The 26246-nt window shown below is 61.4% G+C and carries 21 protein-coding genes; 8 read left to right on the top strand and 13 right to left on the bottom strand.

All coding sequences use genetic code 11. The features are described from left to right. Positions 1–3: 3 nt before the first annotated feature. From QD336_RS11790 to QD336_RS11770, 5 genes are all read right to left on the bottom strand, one after another. Positions 4–1014, bottom strand: a complete 1011-nt coding sequence (locus tag QD336_RS11790; protein ID WP_499170797.1) for an ABC transporter permease — start codon at positions 1012–1014, stop codon at positions 4–6. Then, positions 1011–2012 (bottom strand): ABC transporter permease, encoded by a 1002-nt coding sequence (locus tag QD336_RS11785; RefSeq protein ID WP_499170795.1) that lies wholly within the window; start codon positions 2010–2012, stop codon positions 1011–1013. The genes QD336_RS11790 and QD336_RS11785 overlap by 4 nt, the downstream gene beginning before the upstream one ends. Positions 2013–2026: 14 nt before the next feature. Continuing rightward, on the bottom strand, positions 2027–3562 hold the full coding sequence (locus QD336_RS11780) for a sugar ABC transporter ATP-binding protein (RefSeq protein WP_499170794.1): 1536 nt from the start codon (positions 3560–3562) through the stop codon (positions 2027–2029). A gap of 209 nt (positions 3563–3771) precedes the next feature. Beyond that, the gene (gene rhaS / locus QD336_RS11775) at positions 3772–4782 is read right to left on the bottom strand and encodes a rhamnose ABC transporter substrate-binding protein (protein WP_499170792.1); all 1011 of its coding nucleotides are present in this window, start codon (positions 4780–4782) and stop codon (positions 3772–3774) included. Positions 4783–4830: 48 nt separating this feature from the next. Then, positions 4831–5661, bottom strand: coding sequence for a DeoR/GlpR family DNA-binding transcription regulator (locus tag QD336_RS11770; protein ID WP_269342617.1), 831 nt, complete (start codon positions 5659–5661; stop codon positions 4831–4833). A 200-nt stretch (positions 5662–5861) separates the two neighbouring features. Between QD336_RS11770 and QD336_RS11765 the strand changes: the two genes are divergently transcribed. Together QD336_RS11765 and rhaI are read left to right on the top strand one after the other, a co-directional pair. Continuing rightward, complete coding sequence (locus QD336_RS11765; RefSeq protein WP_499170789.1) at positions 5862–7958, top strand: bifunctional rhamnulose-1-phosphate aldolase/short-chain dehydrogenase; 2097 nt, start codon at positions 5862–5864, stop codon at positions 7956–7958. Positions 7959–8008: 50 nt separating this feature from the next. Then, positions 8009–9301, top strand: coding sequence for an L-rhamnose catabolism isomerase (gene rhaI, locus QD336_RS11760; RefSeq protein ID WP_499170788.1), 1293 nt, complete (start codon positions 8009–8011; stop codon positions 9299–9301). A gap of 193 nt (positions 9302–9494) precedes the next feature. On the opposite strand, the gene panB is transcribed toward rhaI, so the two are convergent. The 8 genes from panB to QD336_RS11720 all read right to left on the bottom strand — a co-directional run bounded on the left by panB (position 9495) and on the right by QD336_RS11720 (position 18376). Beyond that, complete coding sequence (panB, locus tag QD336_RS11755; RefSeq protein WP_499170786.1) at positions 9495–10334, bottom strand: 3-methyl-2-oxobutanoate hydroxymethyltransferase; 840 nt, start codon at positions 10332–10334, stop codon at positions 9495–9497. After that, on the bottom strand, positions 10331–11209 hold the full coding sequence (gene panC / locus QD336_RS11750) for a pantoate--beta-alanine ligase (protein WP_499170784.1): 879 nt from the start codon (positions 11207–11209) through the stop codon (positions 10331–10333). The genes panB and panC overlap by 4 nt, the downstream gene beginning before the upstream one ends. Positions 11210–11341: 132 nt before the next feature. Next, the gene (locus QD336_RS11745; RefSeq protein WP_499170782.1) at positions 11342–12112 is read right to left on the bottom strand and encodes an enoyl-CoA hydratase-related protein; all 771 of its coding nucleotides are present in this window, start codon (positions 12110–12112) and stop codon (positions 11342–11344) included. Then, complete coding sequence (locus QD336_RS11740) at positions 12102–13028, bottom strand: hydroxymethylglutaryl-CoA lyase (protein ID WP_499170781.1); 927 nt, start codon at positions 13026–13028, stop codon at positions 12102–12104. The genes QD336_RS11745 and QD336_RS11740 overlap by 11 nt, the downstream gene beginning before the upstream one ends. 1 nt (position 13029) lies before the next feature. Further along, positions 13030–15027: an acetyl/propionyl/methylcrotonyl-CoA carboxylase subunit alpha gene (locus tag QD336_RS11735; protein WP_499170780.1), complete on the bottom strand. Its 1998-nt coding sequence runs from the start codon at positions 15025–15027 to the stop codon at positions 13030–13032. A gap of 7 nt (positions 15028–15034) precedes the next feature. Next, entirely contained in the window at positions 15035–16636 is a 1602-nt protein-coding gene (locus QD336_RS11730; RefSeq protein ID WP_499170779.1) for a carboxyl transferase domain-containing protein, read from the bottom strand. A gap of 9 nt (positions 16637–16645) precedes the next feature. Then, positions 16646–17818, bottom strand: a complete 1173-nt coding sequence (locus tag QD336_RS11725; protein WP_499170778.1) for an isovaleryl-CoA dehydrogenase — start codon at positions 17816–17818, stop codon at positions 16646–16648. Between the two features lie 84 nt (positions 17819–17902). Beyond that, entirely contained in the window at positions 17903–18376 is a 474-nt protein-coding gene (locus tag QD336_RS11720) for an Lrp/AsnC family transcriptional regulator (protein WP_035221263.1), read from the bottom strand. 232 nt (positions 18377–18608) lie between these two features. On the opposite strand from QD336_RS11720, the gene QD336_RS11715 reads away from it, so the two are divergent. From QD336_RS11715 to gpmI, 6 genes are all read left to right on the top strand, one after another. Next, entirely contained in the window at positions 18609–19724 is a 1116-nt protein-coding gene (locus QD336_RS11715; protein WP_499170956.1) for an acetyl-CoA C-acyltransferase, read from the top strand. Positions 19725–19736: 12 nt separating this feature from the next. Then, entirely contained in the window at positions 19737–20864 is a 1128-nt protein-coding gene (locus tag QD336_RS11710; RefSeq protein ID WP_499170777.1) for an acyl-CoA dehydrogenase family protein, read from the top strand. A gap of 44 nt (positions 20865–20908) precedes the next feature. Continuing rightward, on the top strand, positions 20909–22147 hold the full coding sequence (locus QD336_RS11705; RefSeq protein WP_269342633.1) for a 3-methyl-2-oxobutanoate dehydrogenase (2-methylpropanoyl-transferring) subunit alpha: 1239 nt from the start codon (positions 20909–20911) through the stop codon (positions 22145–22147). 3 nt (positions 22148–22150) lie between these two features. After that, entirely contained in the window at positions 22151–23164 is a 1014-nt protein-coding gene (locus QD336_RS11700; RefSeq protein WP_003506981.1) for an alpha-ketoacid dehydrogenase subunit beta, read from the top strand. A 2-nt stretch (positions 23165–23166) separates the two neighbouring features. After that, on the top strand, positions 23167–24450 hold the full coding sequence (locus QD336_RS11695) for a dihydrolipoamide acetyltransferase family protein (RefSeq protein ID WP_499170775.1): 1284 nt from the start codon (positions 23167–23169) through the stop codon (positions 24448–24450). A 266-nt stretch (positions 24451–24716) separates the two neighbouring features. Continuing rightward, a complete protein-coding gene (gene gpmI / locus QD336_RS11690) occupies positions 24717–26234 on the top strand; it encodes a 2,3-bisphosphoglycerate-independent phosphoglycerate mutase (RefSeq protein ID WP_499170774.1) in 1518 nt (505 codons plus the stop codon). Positions 26235–26246: the final 12 nt, after the last annotated feature.

Genomic DNA, 26246 nt, shown 5'->3' with positions numbered 1-26246 from the left:
GGTTTAGCCTCTCATGGCACGAAGGCGACGAACGACGATGGGGATGGCGATGGTAATGATCAGCAGCAGGCCGACGAAGATCGACATGACGATGCCGGGCACGTTCAGAAGCCCCAGCCCGAAAGTGACGAGGCCCATGACGAAGGCGGCGATGACGACGCCCGCAATCGTGCCGGAGCCACCGAGAATGGAGACGCCGCCCAGCACCACCATGGTCACAACTTCAAGCTCCCAGCCCTGAGCGATTGAGGGTCGTGTGGAGCCGAGGCGCGAGGTGAGGCAGACGGCGGCGATGCCGCTCATCAGGCCGGTGAGCAGGAAGAGGATGAACTTCACGCGCTCGACGGGAATGCCGGAAAAGCGTGCGGCGAAGGGGTTGGTGCCGATGACATAGACCTGCCGGCCGAAATTAGTGGCATGCAGCAGAATGGCGAAGAGGACGGCCATGGCGATGAACAGCACGAATTCGAAGGAGATCACCCAGAACACATAGCCTTGACCGAAATAGGCGAAATCCGACGGATATTTTCCATAGGCCTGATCCCCCAGCACCATGTAGGAAATACCGCGAAACAAGCTCATCGTGCCGATGGTGACGACGATGGAGGGCAGTTTCAGCACTGCGACCAGAAAGCCGTTGAAGGCGCCGCAGAAAAGCCCGGTGCCGATGCCAATGGCGACGAGGCCGGGAGTGTCGATCCCGATTTGCGCCGCCGCACCCATGGCGGTGGAGGCCAGTGCAATGATAGCGGCGACCGACAGGTCGATTTCGCCGGCGATGATCAGCAGCGCCATGGCAAAGGCGATGATCGCCTTTTCGGTGAAGTTGAAGGTCGCGTCGGAGAGGTTCCAGGCGTTAAGGAAATAGGGCGAGGCGAGCGAATTGGCGATGAAGATGAGGATCGCGACGCCAAGCAGCAACACTTCCCAGCTGGCCATGATACGGCTGAGCGGCGTGCCGAGTTTGTCGGGAATGACGCGCGGTGCCTGTGAGGGTTGGGAATTCGTGCTCATGCAGATGCTTCCTTGCCATGGTCTGCCGCGGCCCGGTCGCGCAGGATGATGCGGCCTTTTCTGGCCTCGGCGCGGGCATTGAAGACGACGGCGAGCACGATGACCACGCCGGAAATTGCCATCTGCGCGAAGGGCGAGATGCCGATGACGGGCAGCGCGTTCTTTATGACGCCGAGGAACAGCGCGCCAAGCACCGCACCGGCCACCGAGCCGATGCCGCCGGCAATCGAGATGCCGCCGATCACATTGGCCGCGACGCTATCCAGCTCGAAACCGGCGGCGATATCCACATAAGCGACGGCGTAACGCGACACCCAGAGATAGCTGGCGAGACCGGCCAAAGCGCCCGACAGCACGAAGGCGAAGAAGCGGGTGCGGCCGACATCGATGCCGGCATAGACGGCAGCACTGGGATTGCCGCCGGAAGCGTAAGCGGAGCGGCCGAAGGAGCTGCGGGTAAGCACCAGCCAGGCCCCGGCGATGATGAGAATGGCGACCCAGGACAGGATCGGCATGCCGAGGATCATCGTGCGTGGCACATTAAGGAAGGTCGGCGAAAACTGATGTGCATTCACCCAGCCGCCGCCCGACAGCACGAAAGCCATGCCACGATAGATGGTGAGCGTGCCGAGCGTCACGACAATGGGCGGGATGCCGAGCCACCAGACCAGCACGCCGTTGAGCGAGCCCAGAAACGCGCCGATGCCGACCGCCATGACGATGAGCAGCGGCAGGGGTACGCCCGGAAAGGCGGCATTGGTCATCGCCACCGCCATGCCGGTAAAGGCGAGATTGGCAGCGACTGAAAGGTCAATGGATTTGGTGAGAATGACCGCCATCTGGCCAAGCGCCAGTATGATGAGGATGGACGTGTCATTGAAGATATTGACGAGATTGCCGGGTCGGCCGAAGCCGGGCGCGCGCAGCGCAAAGCCGGCGATCATGATGAGGATGATGCCCGCCAGCAGCCATTCGCGATTTTTGAGTAGACGTTGCATGTTCGTGGCCCCTCTCAGGCATTGCCGGTGGCGGCGCGCACCAGCTTTTCCGGAGAAAAATCGGCACGTTCGAACTGGCCCGCCATCAGGCCTTCGCGCATCACGATGGCGCGGTCGGACATGCCGAGGATTTCGGGAAGTTCGGATGAAATCATGATGATCGACAGGCCTTCGGCCGCAAGCTCGCTGATGAAGCCATGCACGGCGGCCTTGGAGCCGATATCGATACCCTTGGTGGGCTCGTCGAGAATGATGACCTTCGGTTTCGTGGCAAGCCACTTGCCGATCACCACTTTCTGCTGGTTGCCGCCCGAAAGCGTGCCGACCGGCACCGAAAGCGCAGCCGCGCGCAGATCGAGCCGCGCGGCATATTTGCGCGCCAGTGCGAATTCATTGGCTGCGGTCAGAAACCCCTTGCGCGACGTGCGGGTGAGGGAGGGCAACGACATGTTCTGATAGATCGGCATATCCAGCGCCAGCCCGTGGCGGCCGCGCTCCTCCGGCACGTAGACGATGCCGGCGCGGATCGCATCTTCCGGCGAACGGATGGTGAGCGGCTGGCCGTCCAGCGTCACCTGCCCGGAGGCCGGCCGGGTGATGCCGAACAGCGACTGGCAGAGTTCGGAGCGTCCGGCGCCGATCAGCCCGTAAAGGCCGAGAATTTCGCCCTTGCGCAGCTCAAGGGAGATGTCGCGGAATTCCGTCTGGTGCGAATAGTTGCGGACTGAAAGTACCGTCGGACCAAGGGTGACGGCCTGCTTCGGGAAGGCATTCGTCACGTCGCGGCCAACCATAAGCCGCACGATTTCATCCTGCGGGGTGGTGGCAAGCGTGCCGGCGCCGACCATTTTCCCGTCACGGAAGACGGCATAATTCTCGGCTATTTCATAGACTTCATCAAACTTGTGGCTGATGAAGAGGATCGCCTTGCCCTGCCGCTTCAGGTTTTCGACGATGCGGAAGAGATCGTCGATCTCCTTGCGGGAGAGAGCAGCGGTCGGCTCGTCCATGATGACGATGCGCGCCTCGACCGATAGTGCCCGGGCGATGGCGACCAGATGGCGCTGGGCGATCGACAGGTCTTTCAGCCGGATGGTAGGATCGATGGTGCTTTCCAGTTGTTCCAGCAGAATTCTGGCGCGCGTATTGATGGTCTTCCAGTCGATCAGGCCGAAACGGCCTTTGGGGGCATGGCCGAGGAAGATGTTTTCGCCGACCGAGAGCTCGTCGAACAGCACGGTTTCCTGATGAATGGCGGTGACACCGGCATCGATGGCGTCCTGTGCGCTGTGGAAGTGGACGGCCTTGCCATCCAGCATGATTTCGCCCTCGTTCGGGCGGTAGATGCCGGTGAGGATCTTGACCAGCGTGGATTTGCCCGCGCCGTTCTCGCCGATCAGCGCGGTGACCTTGCCGGGATAAAGCGCGATATCGACGCCATCCAGCGCCTTGACGCCGGGGAATATCTGGCTGATGCCGCGCATTTCCAGAATGGGCGTGGGGCTGGAAGCCTCTGTCATGTTTATGGTCTGGGTTTCAGCACGCATCATTCCGTCTTACCGGTCTATTTGATTGAAACGGCGAGGGGCACCCCCCTCTGTCCTGCCGGGCATCTCCCCCTCGAGGGGGGAGATCGGCAAGCGGATAGCACCTCGCCCTATGGAACGAGCGAGTGCCGCATATCGATCTCCCCCCTTGAGGGGGAGATGCCCGGCAGGGCAGAGGGGGTGCCCTCCACGCACTGCCGTCACTTCTCAGATCAGAAAATCTTCGAGAACTGATCGATATTCTTCGCGTCGTAGATGAACGGATCGGCCATGGCCGCTTCGCTGTTTTCGCCAACCTTGATCTTGCCCATGCGGCCGGCTTCGATTTCCGAGCCCGGCTTGCCATCGGTTTCGCCCTTCACGAGGCGATAGGCGATCTGGGTGGCGGAATAGCCGAGGTCGATCGGGTTCCAGATGGCGAATTCCTTGGTGGCGCCCGACTTGATGGCACCGGCCATTTCGGACGGCAGGCCAAGGCCGGTCACGAAGACCTGACCGATCTTGCCCGCATCCTTCACGGCCTGCGAGGCAGCGAGAACGCCCACTGTGGTCGGTGCGACGATGACCTTGACGTTCGGCTGCGAGGAGAGCAGGCCCTGCGCTTCGCGGTAGCTCTTGTCGGCCAGGTCGTCACCATAAACGGTGGTCACGAGGTTGAGGCCGGGGAAATCCTTCAACTGCTTCTTCATCTCGCCGATCCAGACATTCTGGTTCGTGGAGGTGGTGGTGGCGGAAAGGATGGCGAAGTCGCCCTTGCCGCCTTCCAGATGTGCTGCGGCGAGTTGCAGGCACATCTTGCCGATCAGCGCGTTGGAGGACGGATTGAGCTGGAGAATACGGCCTTCAGGCGCCACGCCGGAATCCCAGGAAATGACCTTGATGCCGCGCTGGGTGGCCTTTTTGAGCGCCGGAACGACCGCGTCGGGGTCGTTGGCGGAAATGGCGATGGCATCGACGCCCTGTGCGATTAGCGAATTGATGACTTCGATCTGGCCTTCCGCCGTGGTGCTGGTCGGGCCGGTATAGATGATCTTCACGCCGCCAAGGTCCTTCGCGGCCTCTTCAGCGCCCTTGTTGGCGGCTTCGAAAAAGCCGTTACCGAGTGATTTGACCACCAGAGCGATCTTGACATCGGCGGCGTGTGCGACGCCACCAATGCTAGCGACGGAGAGCGCCGCGCCGAGCGCAAGAGCGCTCGTCAATGTTCTGCGTGTAAGTTTCATGACCCTTTTTCCTCCCGTTTTGAAACCTGTTCTTCCCTTCGGCGCTCCTCAGGCAACCGAAGAGGAATCCTCCTCATCCGGCGGGCCGGCGATCTTGCCATCCCCCACCGCACCGGCGATCAGCAGTTCGACACCGGCATTTTCGACCATTTTCGCCGCCTCATCCGAAATCCCGTCATCGGTGATGATGGTCGAGACGTTTTCGAGCGGGCAGAGAATGAGGCTGGATCGTTTCCTGAATTTCGAGGAATCGACCATGACGATCAGCTCCTCGGCCTGCCGCATCAGTTTCTGCTCGCTCTGGATCACCAGCGCGTCGGATTCCATGATGCCGAGCGCGCCCACGCCCTGCGCGCCGAGAAAGATCCGTCGCGCATAAAAATTGCGGATCGCATCGTTCTCGAAGGGCGAGAGGATGAGGCTCTGGTCGCGATAGATCGCGCCACCCGGCACATTGACGTTGCATTTGGAATGTTTGACGAGATGCTCGGCAATGGCGAAGGAATTGGTCATCACCTGCAGGCGGCGCGCCGCCATGTAATGCACCATCTGAAATGTCGTCGTGCCGCCATTCAGGATGATCGCGTCACCATCATTGCAGAGATCGACCGCCTTGCGCGCAATTGCGCGTTTCTTGTCGATGTTGACTGATTCGGACACGCGGAAGGGGCGTGCGGCGAGATTGCCGAGCTGCGGCGGATGCACCGCCTCCGCCCCGCCACGCACACGCCGCAACTTTCCCTGAACGTGCAAGGACGCGATATCCCTGCGGATCGTCGCTTCCGACGCATCCGTCAGTTCGGCAATATCCTGCACCGTCACGACAGCTTTTTCCTGTGTGGCGCTCAAGATGATGCGATGGCGTTCGCGTTCGTGCATGGGGTCCTCCTGACCGTGATTTATTCGCAATCTCTTTACGTTGTCAATCAAGAACGATCAAATTAATCAATATCGCGCTGCAACATGAAAATTTATGATCGTTTTTGATTGACATTGTGCTTTTGGATGCGCGATACCTGCCATCAAAGGAGGCGGGCCGGTGTCGGCTCCGCGAATACACATAGATGTGGGAGGAAGACATGACGGGTAAATCCCGCCTTCTCGAGAGCCGTTGGGACGATGCTTACGCCAAAACGCTCGATGAGCCCGGCAAGCTGCTTTACCGTTCCAATCTGCTGGGCGCCGACAAGCGCATCACCAATTACGGCGGCGGCAATACGTCCGCAAAGGTGCTGGAGGCCGATCCGCTGACTGGCGAGAAGGTCCGCGTCATGTGGGTGAAGGGGTCCGGCGGCGATGTCGGCACCATCAAGCTGGACGGTTTCGCGACGCTTTATCTCGACAAGCTGGAAGCGTTGAAGGGCATCTACAAGGGTGTCGAGGATGAAGACCGCATGGTTGGTTTCCTGCCGCACTGCACCTTCAATCTCAACCCGCGCGCCGCCTCCATCGATACGCCGCTGCATGGTTTCGTGCCTTATGATCACGTCGATCACATGCATCCGGACGCGATCATCGCGATTGCCGCTTCGAAGAACTCAAAGGAGCTGACGCAGCAGATTTTCGGCGATGAGATCGGCTGGCTGCCCTGGCGTCGCCCCGGTTTCCAGCTGGGGCTCGATCTGGAGGCTTTCGTCAAGGCCAACCCCAAGGCCAAGGGCGTCGTGCTGGAAAGCCACGGTCTCTTCACCTGGGATAATGACGCCAAGGCCTGCTATGAACTGACGCTTGCCATCATCAACAGGGCGATCGAATGGTTTGCGGCGAAGACCGAGGGCAAGGTAATTTTCGGTGGTGCGGTGGCCAAAAGCCTGCCGGTGGCCGAACGCCGCGCCATTGCCGCCCGGCTGATGCCGGAAATCCGTGGCCGCATCGGCCGCGAGGAGCGCAAGCTCGGTCATTTCGATGATCAGGATGCAGTTCTGGAATTCGTCAATTCGAAGGACCTGAAGCCGCTTGGGAACCTCGGCACATCCTGCCCCGACCATTTCCTGCGCACAAAAATCCGTCCGCTGATCCTCGATCTCGATACCGCGAAACCCGATGTGGACGCGCTGACGGCTGGTCTGGACAAAGCGCTTGAGGCTTACCGCGCCGACTACAGCCGCTATTACGAGGCCTGCCGCCACGATAACTCGCCAAAAATGCGCGATCCGAACCCGGTGATCTTCCTGATCCCCGGTGTCGGCATGTTGTCCTTTGCCAAGGACAAGGCCACCGCCCGCATCGCCGGCGAATTCTACGTGAACGCGATCAACGTCATGCGCGGTGCATCCACCGTGTCGGACTATCAGGGTCTGCCGGAGCAGGAAGCCTTCGATATCGAATATTGGCTGCTGGAAGAAGCAAAGCTGCAGCGCATGCCGAAGCCGAAAAGCCTTGCCGGCCGGGTGGCCTTCGTCACCGGCGGCGCGGGTGGCATCGGCCGGGCAACGGCGGAACGGTTGGCGGGCGAGGGCGCCTGCGTGGTTCTGGCCGATATTGACGAAGCTGCGCTGGAGGCTGCCAGGGGCGATTTTGCCAAGCGCTACAGCACTGACGCGGTGCGCACCGTCAAGCTTGACGTGACGCAGGAAGATGCGGTCATTTCCGCTTTTGCGGAAGCGAGCGTGGAATTCGGCGGCGTGGATATCCTCGTTTCCAATGCCGGCATCGCCTCTTCCGCTCCGGTGGAAGATACGACGCTTGCCATGTGGAACAAGAATATCGACATTCTCGCCACCGGTTATTTCCTCGTTTCGCGAGAAGCGTTCCGGCTGCTGCGGCGGCAGAATCTCGGCGGCAACGTCGTTTTCGTCGCTTCCAAGAACGGCCTTGCTTCTTCGCCCAATGCATCGGCCTATTGCACGGCCAAGGCTGCGGAAATTCATCTCGCCCGTTGCCTTGCGCTCGAAGGGGCGGAAGCTGGCATTCGCGTCAACACCGTCAATCCCGACGCCGTGCTGCGCGGCTCGAAAATCTGGAGCGGCGAGTGGCGTGAACAGCGCGCGGCCTCCTCCAAGATCGAGGTGACCGATCTGGAGGAACATTACCGCAAGCGCTCGATGCTGAAGCTCAATGTGTTTCCGGAAGATATCGCCGAAGCGATCTACTTCCTGGCGTCGGACGCTTCCGCCAAATCGACCGGCAACATCATCAATGTCGATGCCGGTAATGCGCAGAGTTTTACGCGATAATAGGGGACGGTGACAGGCGGGGCACCGCCGGGATGACCGGGGAGGAAGAGATGACCGAGACGAAAATCGCCGCCGATGTGATCGCGGCCGAAAACGAAAAGCGCGCCGGCGCACAGAAGGACGATTATCAGGTGCTGGGCAACCAGCTCGCCCGTCGCAAGATCGATATTGACGCGATCACCGCCAAGGTGGCGGAGTTTTTCGTCGCCGTGCCTTCGTGGGGCGTCGGCACCGGCGGCACGCGTTTTGCCCGCTTTCCGGGCACGGGGGAGCCACGGGGCATTTTCGACAAGCTGGACGATTGCGCCGTCATCAACCAGCTGACGCGAGCAACGCCCAACGTTTCGCTCCATATTCCGTGGGACAAGGAAGACCCGAAGCGATTGAAAGCCCATGCCGATGCGCTGGGTCTCGGCTTCGACGCCATGAACTCCAACACCTTTTCGGATGCGCCGGGCCAGAGCAATTCCTACAAATATGGTTCGCTCAGCCACACGGACGCCGCCACGCGCAGGCAGGCGGTTGAGCACAACATCGAATGTATCGAAATCGGTAACGCCATCGGCTCCAAGGCGCTGACGGTGTGGGTGGGCGATGGTTCGAACTTCCCCGGCCAGAGCAACTTCACCAGAAGTTTCGAGCGTTATCTCGCCGGCATGGCCGATATCTACAAGGCGCTGCCGGATGACTGGCGCATCTTTTCCGAACACAAGATGTATGAGCCGGCCTTTTATTCCACCGTCGTGCAGGATTGGGGCACCAATTACCTGATCGCCAATACGCTGGGTGAGAAGGCCTTCTGCCTCGTCGATCTCGGCCACCATGCGCCGAACACCAATATCGAGATGATCGTCGCCCGGCTCATCCAGTTCGGCAAGCTTGGCGGCTTCCATTTCAACGACAGCAAATATGGCGATGACGATCTGGATGCCGGCTCGATCGAGCCTTACCGCCTGTTCCTGGTTTTCAACGAGCTGGTGGATGCCGAACATCGCGGCCTGAAGGGTTTCCATCCGGCCCATATGATCGACCAGTCGCACAATGTGACCGATCCGATCGAAAGCCTGATCTCCAGCGCCAATGAAATCCGCCGCGCCTATGCGCAGGCCTTGCTGGTGGATCGCGCGGCTCTCGATGGCTACCAGCAGGAAAATGACGCGCTGATGGCTTCCGATACGCTGAAACGGGCCTACCGTACCGATGTCGAGCCGATCCTTGCGCAGGCCCGGCAACTGGCCGGCGGCGCGATCGATCCGGTCGCGACTTACCGGGCGAGCGGTTATCGCAAGCGGGTGGCGGCGGAACGTCCGGCTTCGGTTGGCGGTAGCGGGGGTATCGTTTAGGGGTAGGATGACATTCCCGCATCCGTCATCCTGGCCTTATGCCGCGATCCGGCGCGATCAAGTCTTTGATCGCGAAAGACTTGCTTCTCACGGCGCAGACGCGCCGTGGCTGGATGCCGGATCAGGTCCGGCATGACGACAGAAATGTCTCAGATATTCCTTGTCACTTCAGCAACTCTTCAGCCCTGCTTCTTCACTCCCCCGAAGGCGACCGCCGGCGCACCTGAAACGTATGCTCCGGCCCCGGAAACGCGCCGGAGCGCACCTCATCGGCATAAGCCACTGCGGCTTCTGAAGCCGCCGTGCCGAGATCGGCGTAACGCTTCACGAATTTCGGTTTGAAATCGGAAAACAGCCCGAGCATATCGTCGGAAACCAGCACCTGCCCGTCACAGGCCGGCGATGCGCCGATGCCGATGGTGGGGGCTGCGAGTTTTTCGGTCAGTTCGCGCGCAAGCGGCTCGACTGTGCCTTCCACGACGATGGCGAAGGCGCCGGCCTGATCGACCGCAATCGCGTCGCGCCAGATTTTCTGCGTTTCCGCATCCGAATGGCCGAGCGAGCGGAAGCCGCCGGCGGTGTGGACGAGCTGGGGCATCAGCCCGACATGGCCGAAGACCGGAATGCCGCGCGCGACGAGAAAGGCGATGGTCTCGGCCATTTCTTCGCCACCCTCCAGCTTCACGCCATCGCAGCCAGTCTCCTGCATCAGCCGCACCGCGTTGCGGAAGGCCTGTTCCTTGGATTCCTGGTAGGTTCCGAAGGGAAGATCAACAATGACGCAGGCATGTTCGACGCCGCGCATGACGGCCCGGCCATGGGCGATCATCATGTCCAGTGTGACGCTGACCGTCGTCTCCATGCCGTAAAGCACCATGCCCACGGAATCGCCCACCAGCAGCAGGTCGCAATGCGGATCGAGCAACCGGGCGATCGGCGTCGTATAGGCGGTGAGGCAGACGATGCGCGCCTCGCCTTTCATCTGGCGGATGGAGGCCGTCGTCAGCCGCTTGTGTTTTCCATGGGCGCTCATTGGGCAGCCTCCCGTTGACCTATCCTGTCGCGTCCGATGACGCGGTTGTCGAGAAGCCTCGTGCTGCCGACGCGCACGAACAGCGCCACAAGCACGGCGCCTGCCTGCAATGAGGCGATGGGGGCGAGCGTATCGGGATCGCGCACCGCGACCACTTCCGGCGATGCCAGCGGCTCGGCGGCGATGAATTTTTCTATTGCCGCTTCGAAGGCTGCCGGGTTGTCGAGGCCCTCGTTATAAAGCCGTTCCGCCTCTTCGAGCGCGCGCGGCACGATGACGGCGGCGGCGCGTTCCTCGGGGCTCAGATAGACATTGCGCGAAGAACAGGCGAGCCCATCCTCCTCCCGCACCGTGGCGACGGGCACGACCCGCACCGGCTGGGCAAGGTCTTCGACCATGCGGCGGATCAGCGTCACCTGCTGATAGTCCTTTTCGCCAAAATAGGCGGCATCCGGCTGGACGAGATTAAAAAGCTTGGTCACGACCGTTGTGACACCGGCAAAATGCCCCGGTCGCACCGCACCTTCCAGCTGGCTGCCCAGTTCGGGCACATCCACAACCGTCGACATCGGGCGTGGATACATTTCCGAGACTTCGGGCGCGAAGAGAATGTCGACGCCCGCTTCCTCTAAAAGCGTGCTGTCGCGGGCGAGGTCGCGCGGATAACGGGCGAGATCTTCATTCGCCCCGAATTGCAGCGGGTTGACGAAGATCGAGACCACTGTGACGTCGTTTTCCGCCCTGGCTTTGGCAACCAGTGTGAGGTGGCCGATATGGAGAAAACCCATGGTCGGTACGAAGCCGATCGTCTTGCCCTCGCGGCGAAAGGCGGCAATCGCATCCCGCAATTCGGCGACGGTTTTAACAAGGCGCATAGGGTCTCCTCCGGCTCCCCGATCGCCGTCCGGCGAAAGGTGCTGGATAGAACGCGATTTGCTGAACGGGGTCAACGGACGCATCGGATTTATATCGATTGAGCCGATGGCGGCGTTCGAAAAGCGCGGTAGTCATTTGACCCAGAGCGGTTTCCTTTTTTCGGCAAAGGCGAGCCGCCCCTCCTGCGCCTCGTCGCTGCCGCTGATCGTTGCAATGACGCCTTCGGCAAAAGCGAGCCGCTCGCGGGATGGCATGCGGCGCATCGTCTGCAGGGCCGTCTTTCCGGCTGCGATGGCGCCCGGCGCATTCTGCCGCAGGAGGGCGAGAACCGCCTCGACCACGCCGTCGAGTTCAGCCGATGGCACGACGCGATTGATGAGACCAAGGCGGTGGGCTTCGATAGCGGTGATCGGCAGGCCGAGATAGGCCATTTCCTGAAGCCGGTTCATGGGTATTTTCGCCAGAAGCTGCGCCGCCACCATGGCCGGGAAAAGCCCGACCCGCACTTCCGGCAGGCCGAATTCCGCATGATCGGCGGCATAGGCAAGGTCGCAGGCGGCGACAAGGCCGAGCCCGCCGGCCAGAACCCGGCCATTGATGCGGGCAATGACCGGTTTGTCACAGCCCTCGATGGCGCGCATCACGTTGGCGATGGGGTTCGTTCCGTCCCGTGAAAGGAACATGCCGCCCGCGCTCTCCTTCAGGTCGGCCCCGGAGCAGAAGCTGCGGTCGCCTGCCGCCGTTATCACCACGGCGCGCAGGCCGTCGTCGCCGGATGCCTTCCGGATTGCGGCCGTCAATGCATCCGTCATTGCAGCATTCAGGGCGTTGTGCACCTCTGGCCGGTTGAGCGTCAGCCACAGAACATCCTGGTGTGTCTCGCTCAACAACTCATTCGCCATGCGCATTTCCCTCCCTCTTTGCGGCAAGCAGGGCCTTGCCGGCGCGCGCCGCATTCGGCCTGCCCAGATGCCGGCTGATCCAGTCCCCGGTCTTCGCCACTGCCATCAGGTCGACACCGGTTTCGATGCCAAGCCCCTGCAAGAGATAAACGACATCTTCGGTCGCGACATTGCCGCTTGCGCCCGGCGCGAAGGGGCAGCCGCCGAGCCCGGCCACGGAACTGTCGAAGACGATTATGCCTTCCTCAAGCGAGGCCAGCACATTGGCGACGCCCTGCCCATAGGTGTCATGGAAATGCATGGCGATTTTTTCGCGCGGGATGCGGGCGGATACCCGTTCGATGACCTTGCGGATCAGGCCGGCCGTGCCGACGCCGATCGTATCGCCGAGGGAGATTTCGTAACAACCCATGGCGACAAGCGCCTCGGCCATCGCGGCCACCTCGTCGGGTGCCACCGCGCCGTCATAGGGGCAGCCTGCGATGCAGGAGACGTAACCGCGCACAAGGATGTTTCTGCCAGCTGCTGCCTCCGCGACATCACGCAGGCGTTCAAGGCTTTCGGCGCGCGAGCAGCCGATATTATGCTGGCTGAAGCCTTCGGATGCGGAGACGAAAACGGCGATTTCCGTCACGCCTGCCTCAAGGGCGGCTTCGAAACCTTTCATATTGGGAACGAGCGCCGGATAGGCAGTGCCGGGTCGCTGTTGGAGACCCCGAAACACCGCCGCCGAATCCGCCATTTGCGGAACCTTTTTCGGCGACACGAAGGCGCCCGCCTCGACCGCCGCCAATCCCGCCGTGGCCAGCCGCTCAATCAGCTCGATCCTGATGGCGGTGGAAATCTCGGCGCTTTCGTTCTGCAGGCCGTCACGCGCGCCCACCTCGACGATCTTCACGCTGCGGGGCCAGTTCATCTCACGCGCCCTCCGGCTCGAAATCCACCAGCACCGCGCCGGCCGCGACCATATCGCCTTCGGCGCAATTGATGGCGGTGACGATGCCTTTCGCCGGCGCGCGGATCGTGTGCTCCATTTTCATCGCCTCCATCACCACCAGCGCCGCGCCGGCTTCAACCGCCGCTCCGTTCTCGCTCAGCAATGCGCGGATGACGCCGGGCATGGGCGCTTCCAGACCACCGGTATGCGTGGAGGAATCCGCAATATCGACGGGGTCCGGCTGGCTGATGCGATAGTGCTCGCCACCCAGAAAAAGCGCGTGGCTGTTACCTTCGGCAAAGAAATGGCCCTGCCTTTTCCCGTCGCCCACGGTCGCCTGTAATTCACCGTCGTCCGAGAGCTTGCCACAGGCGCTGATGGTCCGCTCGCCGATCTCCAGTAAAAAACCGTCCGCCTCATGCGAGACCCCGACCTCGTGCGGCTGGTGATCGAATATAAAATGCAGGTTCTCCCGCGCCGGTGCGTTGAGGCGAAAGGCGTGGGTGGTGTTCCATGGGCTATGGGGATCGGCCGGTGGTCGGGAATGGATATTGCCGGTTTTCCGCCGTGACAGCAGCAGGCCGAGCGCGGCCATGGCGATCCGGTTCTCATCCGTGGCGGCGGAGGCAAAAAGCGCCGCCTCGTTACGGGTTATGAAGCCTGTATCGAGATCGGTGGCGGCAAAGGCATCGAGCCCGGCAAGCCGCGTCAGGAAGGCGGCATTGCTGGTCACGCCGCAGATCGCCAGTTTTTCCAGCGCGAGCCGCAGCCGTCGCACGGCGGAGGGGCGGTCCGTGTCCCAGACGATCAGCTTGGCGATCATCGGATCGTAATGCACGGTGATGGCGTCGCCGGCACGAATGCCGCTGTCTATCCTGAGGTGAGGGCCTTCATCCGGAAAGACGAGATGGCTGACCGTGCCGATCGACGGCAGGAAATCATGCGCCGGGTCTTCGGCATAGATGCGGGCCTCGATGGCATGGCCATTGATGCGGAGATCGGCCCAGTCTTCCGGCAGCGCTTCGCCATTGGCGACACGGATCTGCCATTCGACCAGATCGAGGCCGGTAATATATTCCGTCACCGGATGTTCGACCTGAAGCCTGGTATTCATTTCCATGAAATAGAAATCGCCGGACGGGTCGAGCAGGAATTCCACCGTTCCCGCACCGCGATAATCGATGGCGCGGGCGGCGGCGACCGCTGCCTCATACATGCGTTGCCGAAGCCCGTCCGGCAGGCCGGGGGCGGGGGCCTCCTCTATCACCTTCTGGTGCCGCCGCTGGATCGAGCAGTCGCGCTCGAAAAGCGAAACGCAGGTGCCATGGCCATCGGCAAAGACCTGCACTTCCACATGGCGTGGCCGCTCCAGATATTTTTCGATCAGCATGCGGTCATTGCCGAAGGCGGCCAGCGCTTCGCGTTTGGCGCCGGCAAGCTCCGCCGCAAAGTCGCGCTTCTGCCGGACGACACGCATGCCCTTGCCGCCGCCGCCGGCAGACGCCTTGAGCAGCACCGGATAACCGATCTTGTCGGCCTCGCTTGCCAGCCGTTTCTCCGCCTGTTCATCGCCGTGATAACCCGGCACGACGGGAACGCCAGCCTTCGCCATCAGCGCCTTCGCCTCGCTCTTTCCGCCCATGGCGCGGATTGCTTGTGGCGGCGGGCCGATGAAAACGAACCCTGCGGCGGCACAGGCCTCGGCAAATCCGGCATTTTCGGAGAGAAAGCCGTAACCCGGATGGATCGCTTCCGCGCCGCTTGCCCTGGCAGCGGCGATGATTTTTTCGCCATCGAGATAGGAGGCGCGCGCCGGTGCCGGGCCGATGGCAATGGCCTCATCGGCCAACGCCACATGCATGGAATTGCGGTCGGCCTCCGAATAGATCGCGACGGTGCGGATGCCCATTCTGGCGGCGGTGCGGATGATGCGGCAGGCGATTTCGCCGCGATTGGCGATCAGTATTTTCGAGAACATGGTCGCCTCACATCCTGAACAGGCCAAAATGGGTGGGTTCTATCGGCGCGTTGAGCGCGGCGGAAAGCCCGAGGCCGAGTACCAGACGGGTATCCTTCGGGTCGATGATGCCGTCGTCCCAGAGTCTCGCGCTGGCATAATAGGGGTGGCCTTCCCGTTCGTATTTTTCCCGGATCGGCTGCTTGAATGCCTCTTCGCCTTCCTTCGACCAGTGGCGGCCGTCGGCCTCGATGCCGTCGCGGCGGATCTGCGCAAGAACCGAGGCGGCCTGTTCGCCGCCCATCACGGAAATGCGGGCATTCGGCCACATCCACAGGAAGCGCGGTGAGTAGGCGCGGCCGCACATGCCGTAATTGCCCGCCCCGAAAGAGCCGCCGATGATGACGGTGAATTTCGGCACTTTTGCCGATGCGACAGCGGTAACGAGCTTGGCACCATCCTTGGCGATGCCACCCGCCTCATAGGCCTTGCCGACCATGAAGCCCGTAATGTTCTGCAGGAAGACCAGGGGAATGCCGCGCTGGCAGCAGAGTTCGATAAAATGCGCGCCTTTGAGCGCCGATTCCGAAAACAGGATGCCGTTATTGGCGATGATGCCGACGGGATAACCGTGGATATGGGCAAAACCGCAGACCAGCGTCGTGCCGTAAAGCGCCTTGAACTCATCGAATTCGGAACCATCCACCAGACGGGCGATGATCTCACGCACCTCGAAGGGTTTGCGCGTGTCGGCGGGAACGATGCCGTAAAGCTCGTCGGGCGGGTAAAGCGGTTCTGCCGGTTCGCGGATATCCAGCTGCACCTGTTTGCGGCGGTTCAGCGTGGAGACGATCCGCCGGGTCAGCGCCAGTGCGTGGCGGTCGTCGCGGGCATAATGATCGGTAACGCCGGATTGGCGGGAATGCACATCCGCGCCGCCGAGATCCTCCGCGCTCACCACCTCGCCGGTCGCTGCCTTCACCAGCGGTGGGCCACCGAGAAAGATCGTGCCCTGATTTTTGACGATGACGGACTGGTCGCTCATGGCCGGCACATAGGCCCCGCCCGCCGTGCAGCTGCCCATCACCACGGCGATCTGGGCAATGCCCGCTGCCGACATATTGGCCTGATTGTAAAAGATGCGGCCGAAATGATCCCGGTCCGGAAACACCTCATCCTGATTGGGCAGGTTCGCGCCGCCGGAATCCACGAGGTAAATGCAGGGCAGGCGGTTCTCCGTGGCGATCTCCTGCGCACGCAGATGCTTCTTCACCGTCAGCGGATAATAGGTTCCGCCCTTCACCGTCGCATCATTGGCGACGATCACGCACTCGCGGCCCGAGACCCGGCCGATGCCGGTGACGATGCCAGCGGCGGGAACGGGTTCGTCATAGACCTCGTAAGCCGCAAATTGCGAAAATTCGAGAAACGGACTGCCGGGATCGAGAAGGCCTTCGATGCGATCGCGCGCCAGCAATTTGCCGCGGGAAAGATGCCGTTCGCGGGCCTTTTCGCCGCCGCCTCTGGAGATTTTTTCGACGTGCTGCCGCAGGTCATCCACCAGATCCGACATGAATTCCACATTGGCGGCAAAGGTTGGATCGCGGTTCAGACTGGATGTAAGCTTCATCGCGTGTCCTCACCCGTTGCCCTTGACCAGTTCGCGGCCGATCAGCATCCGGCGGATTTCGCTGGTGCCTGCGCCGATTTCATAAAGCTTGGCGTCGCGCAGCAGCCGTCCGGCCGGGCTTTCATTGACGTAGCCGGAGCCGCCAAGAAGCTGGATCGCATCCAGCGCCACCTGTGTCGCCCGTTCGGCGGCAAACAAAATCGCGCCGGCCGCGTCCTGCCTCGTGATACGGCCATTGTCGCAGGCCCGCGCCACGGCATAGACATAGGCGCGCGACGCATTCATGGCCGAATAGATATCGGCAAGCTTGCCCTGCACCAGCTGGAATTCGCCGATTGGCTTGCCGAACTGCTTGCGCTCGCGGGCATAGGGCAAAACCAGATCGATTGCCGCCTGCATGATGCCGACAGGGCCTGCGGCCAGCACGGCACGCTCGTAATCCAGCCCGCTCATCAGCACCGTCACGCCATCGTTGAGACGTCCGAGAATGTTTTCCTCCGGCACCTCGCAATCCTCGAACACCAGTTCCGAGGTGGGCGAGCCGCGCATGCCGAGCTTGTCGAGTTTCTGGGCCGGGCGAAACCCCTTGAAGCCCTTTTCGATCAGAAAGGCGGTGATACCGCGTGGGCCGGCGGAGGGATCGGTCTTGGCATAGACCACCAGCGTATCGGCCTCGTGGCCATTGGTGATCCACATCTTCGCGCCGTTCAGCACATAGCGGTCGCCCCTGCGTTCCGCTTTCAGCCGCATCGACACGACATCCGAACCGGCTTCCGTCTCGCTCATGGCGAGCGAGCCGACATGTTCGCCCGAGATGAGCTTTGGCAGATATCTGCTTTTCTGTTCTTGCGTTCCCCAGCGATAAATCTGGTTGATGCAGAGATTGGAATGCGCGCCATAGGAAAGGCCGATGGATGCCGAAGCCCGGCTCATCTCCTCCATCGCCACGCAATGGGCGAGATAACCCATGTCGGCACCGCCGAATTCCTCCGATACGGTGATGCCGTGCAGGCCGAGCTGGCCCATTTCCGGCCAGAGCTTGCGTGGGAACCGGTCGTCGCGGTCGATTTCGGCGGCCAGCGGGGCAATTTTATCGTCGGCGAATGCTCTTGCGCTGTCGCGCAATGCTGCGATTTCCGGGCCGAGATCGGCATCGAAAATGGCGGCGAGGTTCAAACTCATCGCGTCTCCTCCTCCGGACGGCATTCAGCTACCGTCCCTTTCGTCAGCAGCCGGCGCCTCCTCCGCGCCGGCAACCTGTGATTATTATGGCGCGTCACCTCCGGTGAAGGCGGCGGAACGGCGCACGAATGTCTTGATGGCGAAATTGGACTGGATGCGCGACACGCCGGGAACCGTGGTCAGAAAATCCAGAAGCTCCTGATAATGCGGCAAATCCCGAACCATGGCGTGGATCAGGTAATCGGAACTGCCGCTGGTCTGGTAACCGCCCACCACTTCGGGAATGGAGGCGACATGGTGCTCGAAGGTCGTCAGCGCTTCCTTGATCTGCCGTTCCAGCGTGACGGAGATGAAGACGCCCATATTGCCGAGCAGCCGGTTCTCATCGAACACGGCGGTATAACCGCGAATGATGCCTTCCTCTTCCAGCTTGCGCACACGCCGCAGCGTCGGCGTGAAGGAGAGGCCGATGCGGGCCGCGAGATCGCGCCAGCTCACCCGCCCGTCATCACCGAGCACATGCAGAATCTTCCGGTCGAAACTGTCGAGCTCAATCATGGATCATTTGCTCTATGATATGACTATTTGTTGGATCAAAGATATCGCCAATCAAAAAACTGTCAATCAAAATAGCTTTGAAATGAATTCGAGATAGTGATAGCGTTCACATCAGTCGCGGTCTGGAGGAGATCGCGGCGATGGTCGTTTTCTCAAGCGGGAGGGCGACCAAAGGGAGGTGAATTTGGCTGTGCATGACCCTGTCGTGATCGTCGGGGCTGCCCGTACTGCTATGGGTGGGTTCCAGGGCGAATTCAAATCGGTGGCCGCGCCCGATCTCGGGGCGGCGGCGATCCGTGCAGCCGTCGAAAGGGCCGAGGTTCCGTTTTCCGACATCAACGATGTGCTGATGGGCTGTGTGCTCACAGCCGGACAGGGGCAAGCTCCGGCCAGGCAGGCGGCCATTGCCGCCGGCATTTCCAATTCGATCGGTGCGACAACCGTCAACAAGATGTGCGGCTCGGGCATGAAGGCGATCATGCTGGCGCACGACCAGATTGCAGCGGGAAGCTCTTCCATCGTGCTTGCGGGCGGCATGGAAAGCATGAGCAATGCGCCCTATCTGCTGGACCGCGCCCGCAACGGCTATCGTCTCGGCCACGGCAAGCTCACGGATCACATGTTTCTCGACGGCCTCGAAGACGCCTATGACAAGGGGCGGCTGATGGGCACTTTCGCGGAGGATTGCGCTGAAGCCTACCAATTTACCCGTGCCATGCAGGATGATTTTGCACTCGCCTCACTGGAACGGGCGCGACGCGCCATAACAGAAGGTGCCTTCGAGGCGGAAATCACGCCCGTCGGCGATATTTCCGTAGACGAGCAGCCGGGCGAGGCGAAGCCGGAAAAAATACCACAGCTGAAGCCCGCCTTTCGCGATGGCGGAACGGTGACGGCGGCCAATTCCAGTTCCATTTCCGATGGTGCGGCCGCTCTCGTTCTCATGCGCCGCTCCGAAGCGGAAAAGCGCGGCCTTTCACCACTGGCAACCATTATCGGTCAGGCCTCCCATGCGGATGCACCCGCCGGATATCCAACGGCTCCCATCGGCGCGATAAAGAAGCTGTTCGATAAGACCGGCTGGGCGGCGAAGGATGTCGATCTGTTCGAAATCAACGAGGCCTTTGCGGTCGTGGCCATGGCGGCGATGCGCGATCTCGATCTGCCGCATGAGAAGGTGAATGTGCATGGCGGCGCCTGCGCGCTTGGCCATCCGATCGGCGCTTCCGGCGCAAGGATCGTCGTCACATTGCTGGCCGCCCTGCAACGTCATGGGCTGAAACGCGGCGTGGCCGCCGTCTGCATCGGCGGCGGCGAAGCAACCGCGCTCGGCATCGAGCGGCATTAAGGGGAGGCGGCGATGATCCTGAACGAAGCCCAGCAGCAGATCAGGGACATGGCCCGTGATTTCGCCCGGGAAAGGCTCGCCCCCGGCGCTGCTGCGCGTGACCGGGAAAGCCGGTTCCCGAAAGACGAATTGAAGGAAATGGGCGAACTCGGTTTCCTCGGCATGCTGGTTTCCGAGGACTATGGCGGGTCGGAAACCGGTGCCGTTGCTTATGCCCTGGCGCTGGAGGAAATCGCCGCCGGTGACGGCGCCTGTTCCACCATCATGAGCGTGCATAATTCGGTCGGCTGCGTGCCGATCCTGAAATTCGGCACCGAAGACCAGAAGCAACGCTTCCTGCCGAAACTGGCCTCCGGCGAATGGATCGGCGGTTTTGCGCTGACAGAACCGCAGGCCGGTTCCGATGCCTCCAATCTCAAGACCCGGGCGCGGCGGGATGGCGACCGCTATATTCTCGACGGCGCGAAGCAGTTCATCACTTCAGGCAAGAACGGTGATGTCGTCATCGTTTTCGCCGTTACCGATGCGGCGGCGGGCAAGAAGGGCATTAGCGCTTTCATCGTGCCGACGGATACGCCCGGTTACGAGGTCATAAGGGTCGAGGAAAAACTTGGTCTGCATTCGTCCGATACCTGCCAGATCGCCTTTACCGACATGGCCGTTCCAGCCGAACTGCGGCTTGGCGAAGAGGGGCAGGGTTATCGTATCGCGCTTGCCAATCTGGAAGGTGGCCGCATCGGCATCGCCGCGCAGGCCGTCGGCATGGCACAGGCCGCTTTCGAGGTGGCACGGGATTATGCCCGCGAGCGCAAGGCTTTCGGTCAGGCAATCATCGAACATCAGGCGGTAGCGTTCCGGCTGGCGGATATGGCGACGCGCATTGAGGCGGCGCGGCAACTGGTGCTGCATGCGGCGGCGTTGAAGGAGGCGGGCGAGCCCTGTCTTTCGCAGGCCTCGATGGCCAAGCTCTTTGCGTCCGAAATGGCCGAGCGCGTCTGCTCGGACGCCATCCAGATTCACGGCGGTTACGGCTACATGGCGGATTATCCGGTGGAGCGGATCTATCGCGATGTGCGCATCTGCCAGATTTACGAGGGAACCAGCGATGTCCAGCGGATGGTGATCGCGCGGAACCTTTGAGAGTTGTTTCACGGTCTGGAGGAGATCGTGACGGGAGGAGTAGAATGGATATAACCGAAACGCCACATCTCAGCCTGCATGTTCCGGAACCTGCGGTGCGGCCCGGCGGGGAGCCGGATTTCTCCAATGTGAAGATACCCAAGGCCGGCTCCGTGCCACGCCCCGATGTGGATGCAGCGCCGGAAAGCATGCGCGATCTCGCCTATTCGATCATCCGCGTGCTCAACCATCAGGGCGAAGCCGTCGGGCCATGGGCGGGGCTGCTTTCGGATGAGGATTTGCTGGTTGGCCTCAAGAACATGATGCGGCTTCGGGCTTTCGATGCCCGCATGTTGATGGCGCAGCGGCAGGGCAAGACCTCGTTTTACATGCAGCATCTGGGGGAGGAGGCTGTCAGTTGCGCCTTCCGCAAGGCGCTTTCCAAAGGCGATATGAATTTCCCGACCTACCGGCAGGCAGGTCTTTTGATCGCCGATGATTATCCGCTCGTCACCATGATGAACCAGATCTATTCCAACGAGCTCGACCCGCTGCATGGGCGGCAATTGCCGGTGCTTTATTCCTCGAAGGAACATGGCTTCTTCACCGTCTCCGGCAACCTTGCCACGCAATATGTGCAGGCGGTCGGCTGGGCGATGGCCTCGGCCATCAAGGGCGATACGAAGATCGCGGCCGCCTGGATCGGCGACGGTTCGACGGCGGAGTCGGATTTTCACTCGGCGATGGTCTTTGCCTCCACCTACAAGGCGCCGGTCGTTCTTAATATCGTCAACAACCAATGGGCCATTTCCACCTTTCAGGGCATTGCGCGTGGTGGTTCCGGCACCTTTGCGGCACGCGGCCTTGGTTTCGGCATTCCGGCGCTTCGGGTCGATGGCAATGATTATCTCGCCGTTTATGCCGTGGCCCGCTGGGCGGTGGAGCGGGCGCGCCGCAATCTCGGGCCGACACTGATCGAATATGTCACCTACCGTGTCGGCGCCCATTCCACCTCGGATGATCCGAGCGCTTACCGGCCCAAGACCGAGTCCGAGGCATGGCCTTTGGGTGATCCGGTCCTGAGGCTCAAGAAACACCTCATCCTGCGCGGCGTCTGGTCGGAGGAACGGCACCGGCAGGCGGAGGCGGAAATTGCTGACGAGGTGCTGGAAGCGCAACGCGAGGCGGAAAGCCACGGCACGCTGCATGAGGGTGGCAAACCGCCGAAAAAGGATATTTTCGAGGGCGTTTACGCCGAGATGCCGCCGCATCTCGCCCGCCAGCGCCAGAAGGCAGGGTGGTAAGACATGACAAGAATGACGATGATCGAAGCCGTCCGCAGCGCCATGGATGTCTCCATGGAACGCAGCGACGATGTCGTGGTGTTCGGCGAGGACGTGGGTTATTTCGGCGGCGTCTTCCGTGCCACCCAGGGGCTGCAGGGGAAATATGGCAAGACCCGCTGTTTCGACGCGCCGATCAGTGAATCCGGCATTGTCGGCACGGCCATCGGCATGGCCGCTTATGGGCTGCGCCCCTGTGTCGAAATCCAGTTCGCCGATTATATGTATCCCGCTTATGACCAGATCACCCAGGAAGCAGCGCGCATCCGTTATCGCTCCAACGGCGATTTCACCTGCCCTATCGTGCTCAGAATGCCGACCGGCGGTGGCATTTTCGGGGGGCAGACGCATAGCCAGAGCCCGGAGGCGCTTTTTACCCATGTCTGTGGGCTGAAAGTGGTGGTCCCCTCCAACCCCTATGATGCCAAGGGGCTGCTGATCGCCTCCATCGAAGACCCGGATCCCGTGATGTTCCTGGAGCCGAAGCGGCTTTATAACGGCCCCTTCGACGGCCATCACGACCGGCCGGTCACGCCCTGGTCCAAACACGAGATGGGCGAGGTGCCGGAAGGGCACTACACCATCCCCATCGGCAAGGCTGAAATCCGCCGCCCCGGAAACGATGTCACCGTCATCGCTTATGGCACCATGGTGCATGTGGCGCTGGCTGCGGCGGAAGAGACCGGCGTGGACGCCGAGATCATCGACCTGCGCAGCCTGCTGCCGCTCGATCTCGATACCATCGTGAAGTCCGTCTCCAAGACCGGCCGTTGTGTCATGGTGCACGAGGCGACACTGACCTCCGGCTTCGGGGCGGAAGTCGTGTCGCTGGTGCAGGAACATTGTTTTTATCACCTCGAGGCTCCCGTCGTCCGCGTCGCGGGTTGGGATACGCCTTATCCCCATGCGCAGGAATGGGACTATTTTCCGGGACCCGCCCGCGTCGGGCGTGCCCTTGTCGAAGTCATGGAGGCCTGATCATGGCGGAATATGTTCTTACCATGCCTGATGTCGGTGAAGGTGTGGCGGAAGCCGAACTGGTGGAATGGAATGTCAAACCGGGCGATATCGTCCACGAGGACATGGTGCTCGCCGCGGTGATGACGGACAAGGCGACGGTGGAAATCCCCTCGCCGGTGGCGGGCGTCGTCACCTGGCTGGCCGTGACGGTAGGAAACACGGTGCCGGTCAAAGCACCGCTGGTTCGTATCGAAACCGATGCCGCTGCCGCCGCCGTCGTTCTCAATGGCAGCGTGCCGGCGGCGGAAGCCCCTACCCAGATGCCGGAAGCGGAAGCGCCCGCCGACATGACGGACACGCCGCCACCTGTTGAAACCCAGCCGCCGGCGCGCCCGGCCGGGAAGGCCCCGCCGACGCCCGCAGCGGAGCTGCACCACAAACCGCTGGCATCCCCCGCCGTCCGCCAGCGCGCCGATGATCTTGATATTGATCTCACCAAGGTCAAGGGGACCGGGCCGGACGGCCATGTCACCCATGCGGATCTCGACGGGTTTTTAACCGTGCGGGGCCGGCCCGAACGTCCCGAGACTATCGTGTCCCACGATAGCGCGGTCGAGGAAGTGAAGGTAACGGGGCTGCGGCGCAAGATCGCCGAGAAGATGGTGCTTTCCGCTTCCCGGATTCCCCACATCACCTATGTCGAGGAAATCGACGTGACGGATCTGGAGGATCTGCGCGCGACGATGAACGGCAACCGCCGTTCCGGACAGCCGAAGCTGACGATCCTGCCGTTTTTGATGCGGGCGCTGGTGAAAGCCGTGGCCGATCATCCCGGCATGAATGCCACCTTCGATGACGACAAGGGCATCGTCAGCCACTATGAAGCGGTTCATATCGGCATCGCCACGCAAACGCCGGCGGGCCTGACGGTTCCGGTCGTGCGCCACACGGAAACGCTCGGTCTCTGGGACTGTGCGGAGGAGGTTGCGCGCGTCGCGGAAGCCGCCCGCACCGGCACAGCCCATAGGGAAGAATTGATGGGCTCCACCATCACCATCAGTTCGCTGGGCGCTTTGGGCGGTGTCGTTTCGACGCCGATCATCAACCATCCGGAGGTGGCGATCATCGGTGTCAACAAGATCGTGACGCGGCCGGTCTGGGACGGCACGCGTTTCGTGCCGCGCAAGATGATGAACCTGTCGTCGAGCTTCGACCACCGGGTCGTCGATGGCTGGGATGCGGCGGTCTTCATTCAGGCCGTCAAGGCGTTGCTGGAGAAGCCGGCGCTGATTTTCATCGAGTGAGAGGCCGTTCTTGATCGATGCGCTTAATGCCCTCATTCCCGTGACAAACACAGGAATGGGGGAGGTGGAGCATCGAGCGGATGATGGTCGTTTTCGACCTTCATGGAACTGTTTCGCTGTCGGTATAGGCTTGCGTTCGTCATCTTCGGGTATAGAAGAGAAGAACGAGAAGCATGTTTTCTCATCATGATCATAGTGGCGGACGAGGGCGCTCCGGTGCCCGGCGGTCCGCTGTCCGCCGGCAACCGAATGAAGAAGGTCCTCCCATGCGCACTCCCAAACCCGTTGTCCTGACTATTCTCGATGGCTGGGGGCTGAGTGAGGATACATCCAGCAATGCGCCGGTGCTGGCGAACACGCCCACCATGGACCGGCTTTTCGCCACCTGCCCGAATGCGAGGCTGACCACATTCGGCCCGAAAGTCGGTCTGCCCACCGGGCAGATGGGCAATTCCGAAGTCGGCCACACCAATATCGGCGCCGGCCGCATCGTCGCGATGGATCTCGGCCAGATCGATCTGGCAATCGAGGATGGCAGCTTTTTCCGCAATGCCGCGATGCTCGATTTCGCTGCCAAGGTAAAGGCTGCGGGCGGCGTGGCGCATCTGATGTGTGTCGTGTCCGATGGCGGCGTCCATGGCCATATTCTTCACGGCCAGGCGGCGGTGAGGCTGATGATCAGCCATGGGCTGAAAATTATCGTGCATGCCATCACCGATGGCCGTGATGTCGCGCCGCAATCGGCTGAAGATTTTGTGGCGGCACTGGTGGCAAGCCTGCCGCAGGGGGCAAGCATCGGCACGGTGATCGGCCGTTATTATGCGATGGACCGCGACAATCGCTGGGAGCGTGTCGAGAAAGCCTATGATGCCATGGTTCTGGCGAAAGGCGAACACGCGCGGGATGCGGTGAGTGCCGTTGCGCAGAGCTATAAAAACAACGTCACCGATGAATTCATCCTGCCGACGGTGATCGATGGTTATGAAGGGTTCAAGGCCGGTGATGGGCTGTTCTGCCTGAATTTCCGCGCCGACCGTGCGCGTGAAATCCTGCTCGCCATCGGCGCGAATGATTTTGACGGTTTTGCGCGTGAAAAGCCCGTCCTTTCGGCGCTGCTGGGCATGGTGGAATATTCCACTCGCCACAATGATTTCATGACAACGGCTTACCCCAAGCGCGATATCGTCAATACGCTCGGCGCCTGGGTGGCGAAGCAGGGGCTCACGCAGTTCCGCCTCGCCGAAACGGAAAAATATCCGCATGTCACCTTCTTCCTGAATGGTGGCAAGGAAGAGCCGGAAGTGGGTGAAGACCGCTTCATGCCGAAATCGCCAAAGGTCGCGACCTATGACCTGCAGCCGGAAATGAGCGCTGCCGAGGTCACGGAAAAATTCGTCGAGGTGATCGGCAAGGGTTATGACCTGATCGTCACCAATTACGCCAATCCTGACATGGTCGGCCATACTGGCGATCTGCAGGCGGCGATCAAGGCCTGCGAAGCCGTGGATCGCGGGCTTGCTGCGGTCGTTGCCGCTCTGGAGAAAGTGGGCGGCGCGATGCTGGTGATTGCCGACCACGGCAATTGCGAAACCATGGTCGACCCCGTCACCGGCGGCCCGCACACGGCCCACACGACCAACCCGGTACCGGTCATCCTGTTTGGTGGCCCGGAAGGCGCAAAGGTGCATGACGGCATTCTCGCCGATGTGGCGCCCACCCTGCTGCAATTGATGAATGTGCCGTTGCCCCCGGAAATGACGGGCAAGAGCCTGATCGACCTGTAATCAAACGCGGTC

It is taken from the genome of Rhizobium sp. BR 250 (assembly GCF_047445855.1).
GTDB classification, from domain to species: Bacteria; Pseudomonadota; Alphaproteobacteria; order Rhizobiales; family Rhizobiaceae; genus Agrobacterium; species Agrobacterium tumefaciens_I.
The sequence above is the reverse complement of the archived record's forward strand: the minus strand, read 5'-3'. Positions and strand labels throughout refer to the sequence as shown.

Coding starts and splice junctions, on each gene's coding strand:
- QD336_RS11765 (WP_499170789.1), top strand. CDS start 5,862: ATGACGGGTAAATCCCGCCTTCTCGAGAGCCGTTGGGACGATGCTTAC.
- gpmI (WP_499170774.1), top strand. CDS start 24,717: ATGCGCACTCCCAAACCCGTTGTCCTGACTATTCTCGATGGCTGGGGG.
- QD336_RS11730 (WP_499170779.1), bottom strand. CDS start 16,636: ATGAAGCTTACATCCAGTCTGAACCGCGATCCAACCTTTGCCGCCAAT.
- QD336_RS11720 (WP_035221263.1), bottom strand. CDS start 18,376: ATGATTGAGCTCGACAGTTTCGACCGGAAGATTCTGCATGTGCTCGGT.
- QD336_RS11745 (WP_499170782.1), bottom strand. CDS start 12,112: ATGGCGAATGAGTTGTTGAGCGAGACACACCAGGATGTTCTGTGGCTG.
- rhaS (WP_499170792.1), bottom strand. CDS start 4,782: ATGAAACTTACACGCAGAACATTGACGAGCGCTCTTGCGCTCGGCGCG.
- QD336_RS11715 (WP_499170956.1), top strand. CDS start 18,609: ATGGGTGGGTTCCAGGGCGAATTCAAATCGGTGGCCGCGCCCGATCTC.
- rhaI (WP_499170788.1), top strand. CDS start 8,009: ATGACCGAGACGAAAATCGCCGCCGATGTGATCGCGGCCGAAAACGAA.
- panB (WP_499170786.1), bottom strand. CDS start 10,334: ATGAGCGCCCATGGAAAACACAAGCGGCTGACGACGGCCTCCATCCGC.
- QD336_RS11770 (WP_269342617.1), bottom strand. CDS start 5,661: ATGCACGAACGCGAACGCCATCGCATCATCTTGAGCGCCACACAGGAA.
- panC (WP_499170784.1), bottom strand. CDS start 11,209: ATGCGCCTTGTTAAAACCGTCGCCGAATTGCGGGATGCGATTGCCGCC.
- QD336_RS11790 (WP_499170797.1), bottom strand. CDS start 1,014: ATGAGCACGAATTCCCAACCCTCACAGGCACCGCGCGTCATTCCCGAC.
- QD336_RS11785 (WP_499170795.1), bottom strand. CDS start 2,012: ATGCAACGTCTACTCAAAAATCGCGAATGGCTGCTGGCGGGCATCATC.
- QD336_RS11725 (WP_499170778.1), bottom strand. CDS start 17,818: ATGAGTTTGAACCTCGCCGCCATTTTCGATGCCGATCTCGGCCCGGAA.
- QD336_RS11705 (WP_269342633.1), top strand. CDS start 20,909: ATGGATATAACCGAAACGCCACATCTCAGCCTGCATGTTCCGGAACCT.
- QD336_RS11735 (WP_499170780.1), bottom strand. CDS start 15,027: ATGTTCTCGAAAATACTGATCGCCAATCGCGGCGAAATCGCCTGCCGC.
- QD336_RS11695 (WP_499170775.1), top strand. CDS start 23,167: ATGGCGGAATATGTTCTTACCATGCCTGATGTCGGTGAAGGTGTGGCG.
- QD336_RS11780 (WP_499170794.1), bottom strand. CDS start 3,562: ATGATGCGTGCTGAAACCCAGACCATAAACATGACAGAGGCTTCCAGC.
- QD336_RS11710 (WP_499170777.1), top strand. CDS start 19,737: ATGATCCTGAACGAAGCCCAGCAGCAGATCAGGGACATGGCCCGTGAT.
- QD336_RS11700 (WP_003506981.1), top strand. CDS start 22,151: ATGACAAGAATGACGATGATCGAAGCCGTCCGCAGCGCCATGGATGTC.
- QD336_RS11740 (WP_499170781.1), bottom strand. CDS start 13,028: ATGAACTGGCCCCGCAGCGTGAAGATCGTCGAGGTGGGCGCGCGTGAC.